The following is an 8,908-nucleotide window of genomic DNA, read 5'->3' on the forward strand; positions in this document are numbered from 1 at the left end:
CTTACTCTTCTCTATACGTTCTTCTGCTTCTCTTACTAAAAATGACATTTTGCCTCCTCTTTCGTATGTACTTATCTTTTCATTCTATCATATATGTTTCTTTCTGCCTATTATGCAATGGTCTTAATAATGAGCTCGGATAATTCTCTTCACATGCAAGTATAATTTCTGCGCCATATTTTTTGCTCTCAGCTATTTCTTTTTTGATAATTTGTTTAGACGGAACTAATTTTCCAATTGGAGATCCACCATTTTTAGCAAGTGTGTCAATATTTTGTAAAGCAGTCTCCGGATCTCCATACATTTTGAGTAGTTGCACAAATGTCTTTGAGCCAACATTTTTAGTCCTTGCAAGCCTAATCCATGAAAATTTAAAATCGTCAGACTTCTTATTATTCAATAACTTAGCAAAATTTTTCAATTCTTTCGTTATATCCAAATTTTGTAGTGTCAAAATTTCTACTCTCCCTGAGCTAAGCTAAAACCAATATTATCATCGTAATTAAATAAATTTATAATCGACACTATGTCAAGATCTAATTCAACTATTTTCTTATATAATATTAGGACGTCATTTTGCGAAATCCTATATTCTTTTTTTGCTTTGAGAAATCTAAATCTGTAGAAATCTACTTCGGCTGTTGTCAATACTTTTGGCCAAATTAATAAGCCTCTATTTGATACCATATGTAATTTTAAAATTTCATCTAGTTTTTGTAATTGAGCGATCAATTGAGGCGTAAATTGAATTTTTATAAATATATCTGTTCCAATTAATTCGCATCTTTCATTATTATTAAGAGTCTCTTTTATTGAAATTCGTTCATTGGCTGCAGGTTGAAATTTACTTATCAGTAAGCTCGGCTTGTTATCAAAATTATCAATAACTGCCTGTGTAAATTCAGAAGTTGAAAGCTTTTTTATACTTTTTTCTGGATTAAACATGTCGGCAGTATGCAACCCTTCTTCGATGGTCTTTAGCCAAGCGTTATAAATCATTTCTGCTTCATGATTTTTTCCCAAATGCTTTAGCATCATTATGGCAGAATTTAACAATCCCGAGGGATTAGCGATATTTTTCCCTGCAATATCTGGTGCTGAACCATGCACTGCTTCGAACATTGCATATTTTTTTCCAATATTTGCACTTCCTGCAAGCCCAACTGAACCAGACACCTCAGAAGCTATGTCTGACATAATATCTCCGTATAAATTGAGAGTAACTATAACATCAAAATTTTCGGGATTATTTGCAAGTTTTGCTGAAGCAATATCCACCAACATATGCTCCGCTTTTATATTTGGATACTCAGGAGCAATTTTAAGAAAAATTTCTTGAAAGCAACCATCGGTAATTTTAAGAATATTACTTTTTGTAACGCAAGTTACCTTGTTGCGTTTATTTATTTTTGCATACTCAAATGCGTATCGAATAATTTTTTCACACCCTGATGTAGAAACCAATTTCATTGCAATCGTTGCGTTTTGAGTAAACCTATATTCTATACCAGAATACAAATCTTCTTCATTTTCACGGATAATAACAACATCCATATTTTTGAATTTACCAATAAATGGATAGTAAGATGAAGAAGGGCGAATATTAGCGAATAGTTCCAATGTTCTTCTAAATGTAACATTCAAACTCTTATAGCCTTTTCCTAAAGGAGTTGTAATTGGAGCTTTTAATAACACTTTATTTCTTTTAATTACCTCCCATACATCATCTGATATTCCTGAGGAAAAACCTTTATTGTAAATTTTTTCACCAATTTCTATAGTTTCTACCTCTAAGCCAGTTTTAGCATGGCTTAAAATCTGCAAAACTGATTCCATAATTTCAGGACCAATTCCGTCCCCGTATGCTACAGTAATTCGATTATTCATCATTTTAAACTCCTATAAGTTAAATTTTAAGCGAGATAATTATTAATAATATATTGTGGCTTTAAATAATTTGATACCAAATTTTTTAAATTTTTTAATTTATGATTTGCAAATTTGGCAATATGACTTGCATCTAAAAGAAATTTATCATTAACCTGATCAACATTCCCTACCAAATAAAGCTCTTTTTTAATCTTGCTTATCTCATCTTTTGTAATTATTTTGATTGGAGACGTATTGATTTTATTATAAAATTCCTGAAAATAGTATTTTTCTACTCCTGCCTCAAGTAAAACACCAATATTCTTTTCTTTATGATTAAAAGCAATTGTAGCTAGATTGCATATAGGCAATAACGGCACTTTTAAAGCAAAATGTAATGCGTTACCAACGCATATACCAACTCTGAGTCCAGTGAATTTACCTGGACCAATTGCCACCGCAATATAATTTAAATCGCTAAAACTTAATTTTAAATCGCTCATAGCTCCCTCTATCATCAAGTTAAGTGTTTCTGCTTGCTTATTTACTTTCTCATTATTTTTAAAATACATTACCTTATCATTTTCAGATATGGCTATAGATGCATATAAATATGACGTATCAAGTGTCAGTCCAATCATATAGTATAAAAATATTTAAAAAATTGTAAGCTAAACAATATGAAAATGCAAATTCTTAAAATATTCCTGGCAATCTCATAAATCGAAATTTGATAAATTCTAATTGATCTCCAATCATATTGAGAAATAAAAGAAATTTGTTGAAACTATTCATACTTTATCTATACTGCAACTGAGTAATGCTATACACAAATAAAATTCAAGCTTATGGACAAAGAAAAGGCATTAGAAGCTGCATTAAGTCAGATAGAGAAAGCGTACGGGAAAGGCGCTATTATGAAACTTGGCGAAATGGAGGCTCAAAACATTGAATCAATACCATCAGGTTCGTTGGGTTTAGATATTGCCTTAGGAGTAGGAGGCTATCCAAAAGGAAGAGTTATTGAAATTTATGGTCCAGAAAGCTCAGGAAAAACGACATTAACACTTCATGCAATTGCTGAATGCCAAAAAAAGGGTGGGACATGCGCTTTTATTGACGCAGAACATGCTTTTGATAGGATTTATGCGAAAAAATTAGGAGTTGATGTAGATAAGTTAATTTTATCACAACCAGATTCCGGTGAGCAAGCGCTTGAGATAACTGATACGTTGGTCAGATCAGGAGCATTTGACATGGTTATAATAGATAGCGTTGCAGCATTAGTACCTAAAGCAGAAATTGAAGGAGAAATGGGTGATAGTCATGTGGGATTACAAGCAAGATTGATGAGTCAAGCGCTTCGCAAATTAACTTCTAGTGTTTCCAAAACAAACACCATACTGTTTTTTATTAATCAAATTAGAATGAAAATTGGTATAATGTTTGGAAGTCCTGAAACAACTTCTGGGGGGAATGCGTTAAAATTCTATTCTTCTATAAGACTTGACATAAGGCGTATTGGCTCCATAAAGGAAAAGGATGCAGTTATAGGTAATCAGACTAGAGTAAAGATTGTAAAAAATAAAGTTGCACCTCCCTTTAAGGTCGTAGAATTTGATATTATGTATGGTGGAGGAATTTCAAAAGAAGGTGAGCTCATTGATATTGGGGTTACTGTAGATGTAATTAACAAATCAGGCTCATGGTATGCATATAAAGATCAAAAAATTGGACAAGGTAAGGAAAATGCCAAGGTATTTTTAAAAGAAAATCCTGAAATATCGCAGGAGATTAAAGATAAGATATTGGAAATTAAGGAGCTTAATCCAGAAAAATTGGATGAGATTTCTATAAGTAACGCAGATTGATGAATAAAGAAAAAGAAGAGTCAAAAAAATATATTTTTCCTTTTGGAAATAATAAAGCCGAAGGAGGGAATCATCTAAAAGGTATTTTAGGTAATAAGGGAGCTGGTCTTGCTGAGATGAGCAAAATGAAGATTCCAGTACCTCCAGGGTTTACAATTTCGTCAAAAATATGCAAAGAATTCACTAATAACTCTAATCAGCTGCCAGAATCATTAAAGGAGCTAATTCTTAGCGCTATGACTCAGCTAGAAAATGCAATTGGATTAAAATTTGGAGATGAGAATAATCCATTGTTGATTTCCGTTAGATCGGGTGCTCAGATATCGATGCCAGGAATGATGGAGACAATCCTTAATTTAGGATTAAATGACACAACAGTAAAAGGACTTGCGAAAATTACAAAAAATCCCAGATTTGCTTATGATTCTTATAGAAGATACATTGAAATGTATAGCCATGTCGTGCTTGGATTAGACAAGTCAAAATTTGAAGCTATCTTACACAATAAAAAGGCTCTTCTTGGCATTAAGAAAGATCAAAATTTAACTGAAGAAAATTTAAAAGATGTCATTGATGAGTATAAGAATTTGGTTAAAAATATTCTAAACAAGGATTTTCCTCAAAACATCACCAATCAACTTTGGAGCGCCATATCGGCAGTTTTTAAATCCTGGAATGTACCGCGTGCTATCAAATATAGAAGTATGAATAATATTCCAAATGATGTTGGAACTGCAGTTAATATCCAAGCGATGGTTTTTGGAAACAAAGGCGAGGATTGCGCCACAGGCGTTGTATTTACAAGAAATCCATCCACTGGTGAAAATGAAATATTTGGAGAATATATTGTTAATGCTCAAGGTGAGGACATAGTATCTGGTGCGATTACTCCTAGCCCAATAAATATAAAATCTAAAGAGCAGTGCTTTGGGGATGAAAAATCACTTGAAGAATTAATGCCAAAGGCTTATCAGGAACTAAAAACCATTCTTCATAAGCTTGAGTTACATTATAAAGACATGCAGGATGTCGAATTTACGATAGAAAACGGTAAATGTTGGATATTACAAACTAGATCTGCTAAAAGAACGGCGCATGCCACTATAAAAATAGCGGTAGATATGATGCAGGAAGGTATATTAACTAAACAACAAGCCCTAGATAATATAGAGCCAGAAATAGTTGAAAAAGTTTTACATCCAAGTATTGATCCAAGGGCCGTAAAAATATTCCTTAGTAAAGGATTACCTGCTTCACCCGGTGCAGCATTTGGTAAAATTGCTCTTTCTTCAAGTAAAGCGGAGATAATGGCCAGGCATGGTGAAGTTATTTTAGTAAGAAATGAAACCAATCCAGAAGATATTGGTGGTATAGGAGCTTCTTCTGGTATATTAACAGCTCGTGGAGGTATGACTTCTCATGCAGCTGTAGTAGCACGAGGTATGGGTAAACCATGTGTTACAGGTGCATTCGAAGTAATGGTTGATAATGAGAAGAGTACTGTAAAAATTAATAATACGATCCTTAAAGAAGGAGAGCTCATTACAATCAATGGCTCAAGCGGTGAAATTTTTTTAGGTAAAGTAGGTACCATACAAACTAAATTAGACAAAAGCTTTGAAAATTTGATTGAAATAGCAGAAGAATTTGCACTTTTAAAAGTTATGGCAAATGCTGAAACAATAAAAGACGCAAAAGTTGCTAAAAATTTTAACGCTTGTGGAATAGGTCTTTGTAGAACCGAGCATATGTTTTTCCAAGAGGATAGAATTAACATTTTTAGAGAAATGATCCTCTCCCAAAATTTGGAAGAACGCTCAAAAATTCTCAACCAGTTACTGTTTTATCAAGAAGAAGATTTTTACCAACTATTTAAAATTATGAGTGGATTGCCAGTAACTATTAGATTACTAGATCCACCACTTCATGAATTTTTTCCACAAAATGATGAAGATGAACTGGGGCATATGAGCCAATTAATGTCTTTGAATCTTAAAGATATCAAAAATAGGGTCAATTCTCTTAAAGAAGCTAATCCAATGTTAGGCCATAGGGGATGCAGGCTTGCAATTACATATCCTGAAATATACCAGATGCAAGTGAAGGCGATTCTTAGAGCAACTCACAGATGCATTAAAGAAAGCATTGTAACTATTCCAGAAATTATGGTTCCACTGGTAATGAATAAAGCAGAATTTATGATGTTAAAAAGCCTCATTAATGACACAGCTAATACGCTTGAAAAGGAATTAAATACTAAGTTTGTATATAAATTAGGAAGTATGATTGAACTTCCTGCTGCAGTTATCAATGCTGGTGAGATAGCGAGCGAAGCAGATTTTATAAGTTTTGGTACTAATGATCTTACGCAAACATGTCTTGGCATTTCACGAGATGATGCAGGTAAATTTTTAAGAACGTACATGGAAAAGGGTATTTTTTTTGAAGATCCTTTTTCCTCCATTCATGAGCAAACGGTTGGTGAGCTATTAAAAATGGCGGTTATAAGTAGTAAAAAGCACAATCCTGCCATTAAAATTGGAATTTGTGGTGAACATGCTGGAGATCCTGCTTCAATAAAGTTTTTTAATAAATTAAAAATTGATTATATATCCTGCTCCCCTTTCAGGATACCTATTGCCAAGGTATCGGCAGGAAAATATAATGCTAAGGTATAAACATGAGGCTTATTGATAACTATATTAAATTAATATTTTCTTATAAAAATTTTAAGGAATTATTAAATTCATTAGCATTTGCATTTATTTTTGCATTTATTTTTCAAACATTCATATATCAACCCTTTAAAATTCCTTCTGGTTCAATGAAACCAGGATTACAAATCGGTGATTATCTTTTTGTAGAGAAATTTGCTTATGGCTATAACAATAGTTCCCTCTCATTCATGCTCAATAGATTTGATTTGTTTAACGAATCATTCTTTTTTGATACACCTAAAAGAGGTGATGTTATAGTTTTTTTATTGCCAAAAGATAGTAGTATACATTACATAAAAAGGTTGATTGGTCTTCCTGATGATGAAATACAAATTAAAGATGGGCTATTATATATTAACAATGTCGCTGTAAAGAGGGAGCCGAAGGGGCAAAAAATTGATATAGAGCAAAATGTTATTCCATATGTAAAAAATATTTTTGAGGAAACTCTCCCAAATGGAGTGAATTACACAATATACACAGATAATGGTCGGAAAAGCTATCAAAATAACTTTGATCATAATGATACTCCTGTTTACAAAGTTCCAAAGGGACATTATTTTTTTATGGGTGATAATAGAGATAATTCTATAGATAGCAGATTTTTGAAAAAAGTGGGTTATGTTCCAAAAAACAAAATTCTTGGAAAAGCTAAAATATTATTTTGGACATCTGATTTTTCAGTGCTAGACTTTATCACGAAGTTCGAAACAAATAGGGCTTTTAAAATGATTGAATGATGTTTTTTTGTGAAACTAGAACTAGATGATTATAAATTTAAAGATACTAATCTACTCAGAATAGCGTTAACGCATCCTAGTGCTGTTAAGAATAAAATTGAAGAGGTAAGTTACGAAAGAATGGAGTTTTTAGGAGATAGCGTTTTAAATGTCGTGATTGCAGATGTTGTGTATCATAGATTTAACAGCTATTCTGAAGGAGAATTATCGATTATTCTTGCCAATCTAGTTAACTCTAAGACAATAGTTAAAGTAGCTAAAAAGCTTAGTATGGGAGAAAAAATTATTCTTGATAATGGAGAGGAGCAGTGCGGTGGCAGGGAAAATCCCAATAATTTGGAAAATGTTTTAGAGGCTGTTATAGCTGCTATTTATTTAGATAGTGATTTTATTACTATTAAGGATATCGTTAGTAATTGGTGGGCAGAATTTTTTACTGACATAAACAAGTTATTTCAAAAAGATTATAAGTCACAGTTACAAGAATTAATCCAGAAAAGGTATAAAATATTACCAAAATATAAAACAGAAGATAAAGATGGTGAGCCACATGAGCCAATATTTACCATATCAGTATCACTTAAGAATAAATATAAATTTAAGGCTCAAGGGAAAACAAAAAAAGAGGCAGAACAAAAAGCCGCTGAAGAAATGCTAAATTTTATCAATAGTAATAATGAATAAAAAAATAGGATATGCTTGCCTTATTGGAGCTCCTAATTCAGGTAAATCAACACTTCTGAATGCTTTGGTTAATCAAAAAATATCAGCAGTAACGCATAAAGTGCACACCACCAGAGATAATATTAAGGGGATAGTTTCTAAAGATAATACTCAATTAATATTTATAGATACACCTGGATATTTAAAAAATCCAAAATATAAATTAGAAAAATCTATTACAAAAAAATCGCTTCAAGAAATTAAAAACGTTGATTTTATTTGCATCATTGTTGATGTAGCAAAAAAAAATTGTTTAAACAATCCATTAATTGATGTAACTTATTTTAATTCTCAAGATAACTTGATAATTATTTTCAACAAAGTAGATTTGGTAAAGGATAAAAATCAATTACTTCTTCTCGCTCAAGAAGCTAAAGCTAAAGGATTTAATAATATTTTCATGGTTTCAGCCATAAATAATAAAGGTGTAACAGATTTTTTAAATTACTTAATCACCAATTCTCAAGAGGGAGAATGGCACTATAATGAGGATGAAGTCACTGATAGAAGTATTAAGCAAATTGCTGAGGACATAACAATGGAGCAATTGTACAAATTTTTAAATAAAGAAATACCATATAACTTAAAAGTTGAGACAGAATCCTGGAAAGAAACACAAAACGACGTTACCATACACCAAGTCATTACAGTGTTAAAAGATAGCCAAAAAAAGATTATTTTGGGAACGAATGGAGAAAATATTAAGAAAATTAGTATAATTTCCAAAAGAGAAATAGAAAAATTAACTGATAAAAAAATACATTTGTATTTATTTATTAAAGTAAGGGATACTTGGATGGATAAGTTGTAGAGGCACCATTATGTATCTTGAAAATGCTTCTAAGAAATGGACAATGCCGATGTGCGCCGTGCATGATGTAAGAGTAGAGGGTTCAAGTCCCTCATGGGCTGATATAGAGCTGTCCATTAGCTGAGGCAAGGTTAACTTCGTGAGGAGTTGGCGGAAGGAAGCTGACGGCAAAGTAAG

Annotated in this window: 9 protein-coding genes; 5 read left to right on the plus strand and 4 right to left on the minus strand. The window is 32.1% G+C overall.

Annotated features, from left to right (window positions below):
* Nucleotides 1–79: 79 nt before the first annotated feature.
* Genes L8D11_RS01900 through tsaB form a run of 3 tightly spaced genes read right to left on the minus strand, consistent with a single transcriptional unit; the run spans nt 80 to nt 2,510 of the window.
* The gene (locus L8D11_RS01900; protein WP_236869987.1) at nt 80–454 is read right to left on the minus strand and encodes a hypothetical protein; all 375 of its coding nucleotides are present in this window, start codon (nt 452–454) and stop codon (nt 80–82) included.
* Between the two features lie 5 nt (nt 455–459).
* Nucleotides 460–1,887 carry an NADP-dependent isocitrate dehydrogenase gene (locus tag L8D11_RS01905; RefSeq protein WP_410519500.1) on the minus strand — a complete coding sequence of 476 codons (1,428 nt, stop codon included), beginning with the start codon at nt 1,885–1,887 and terminating at the stop codon, nt 460–462.
* Nucleotides 1,888–1,913: 26 nt separating this feature from the next.
* Nucleotides 1,914–2,510 carry a tRNA (adenosine(37)-N6)-threonylcarbamoyltransferase complex dimerization subunit type 1 TsaB gene (gene tsaB / locus L8D11_RS01910; protein ID WP_236869989.1) on the minus strand — a complete coding sequence of 199 codons (597 nt, stop codon included), beginning with the start codon at nt 2,508–2,510 and terminating at the stop codon, nt 1,914–1,916.
* A gap of 207 nt (nt 2,511–2,717) precedes the next feature.
* Between tsaB and recA the strand changes: the two genes are divergently transcribed.
* The 5 genes from recA to era are packed head-to-tail and all read left to right on the plus strand — an operon-like array spanning nt 2,718 to nt 8,731.
* Nucleotides 2,718–3,740: a recombinase RecA gene (gene recA / locus L8D11_RS01915; protein WP_236869990.1), complete on the plus strand. Its 1,023-nt coding sequence runs from the start codon at nt 2,718–2,720 to the stop codon at nt 3,738–3,740.
* Complete coding sequence (gene ppdK, locus L8D11_RS01920; RefSeq protein WP_236869991.1) at nt 3,740–6,418, plus strand: pyruvate, phosphate dikinase; 2,679 nt, start codon at nt 3,740–3,742, stop codon at nt 6,416–6,418. Before recA ends, ppdK begins: the two co-directional genes overlap by 1 nt.
* A 2-nt stretch (nt 6,419–6,420) precedes the next feature.
* Nucleotides 6,421–7,197 (plus strand): signal peptidase I, encoded by a 777-nt coding sequence (gene lepB / locus L8D11_RS01925; RefSeq protein WP_236869992.1) that lies wholly within the window; start codon nt 6,421–6,423, stop codon nt 7,195–7,197.
* Between the two features lie 9 nt (nt 7,198–7,206).
* The gene (gene rnc, locus L8D11_RS01930; protein WP_236869993.1) at nt 7,207–7,881 is read left to right on the plus strand and encodes a ribonuclease III; all 675 of its coding nucleotides are present in this window, start codon (nt 7,207–7,209) and stop codon (nt 7,879–7,881) included.
* Nucleotides 7,874–8,731 (plus strand): GTPase Era, encoded by an 858-nt coding sequence (gene era / locus L8D11_RS01935; RefSeq protein WP_236869994.1) that lies wholly within the window; start codon nt 7,874–7,876, stop codon nt 8,729–8,731. The genes rnc and era overlap by 8 nt, the downstream gene beginning before the upstream one ends.
* On the opposite strand, the gene L8D11_RS01940 is transcribed toward era, so the two are convergent.
* A partial coding sequence (locus L8D11_RS01940; protein ID WP_236869995.1) for a hypothetical protein occupies nt 8,690–8,908 on the minus strand: 219 nt, incomplete at its 5' end. The two genes, era and L8D11_RS01940, sit on opposite strands and share 42 nt — an antisense overlap.

The organism is Candidatus Bandiella numerosa (assembly GCF_021811875.1).
GTDB lineage: Bacteria > Pseudomonadota > Alphaproteobacteria > Rickettsiales > Midichloriaceae > Aquirickettsia > Aquirickettsia numerosa_A.

Bases quoted from the DNA above. Each gene is read 5' to 3' on its own strand.
- L8D11_RS01905 (WP_410519500.1), bottom strand. From the start codon at position 1,887: ATGAATAATCGAATTACTGTAGCATACGGGGACGGAATTGGTCCTGAA.
- tsaB (WP_236869989.1), bottom strand. From the start codon at position 2,510: ATGATTGGACTGACACTTGATACGTCATATTTATATGCATCTATAGCC.
- recA (WP_236869990.1), top strand. From the start codon at position 2,718: ATGGACAAAGAAAAGGCATTAGAAGCTGCATTAAGTCAGATAGAGAAA.
- ppdK (WP_236869991.1), top strand. From the start codon at position 3,740: ATGAATAAAGAAAAAGAAGAGTCAAAAAAATATATTTTTCCTTTTGGA.
- lepB (WP_236869992.1), top strand. From the start codon at position 6,421: ATGAGGCTTATTGATAACTATATTAAATTAATATTTTCTTATAAAAAT.
- era (WP_236869994.1), top strand. From the start codon at position 7,874: ATGAATAAAAAAATAGGATATGCTTGCCTTATTGGAGCTCCTAATTCA.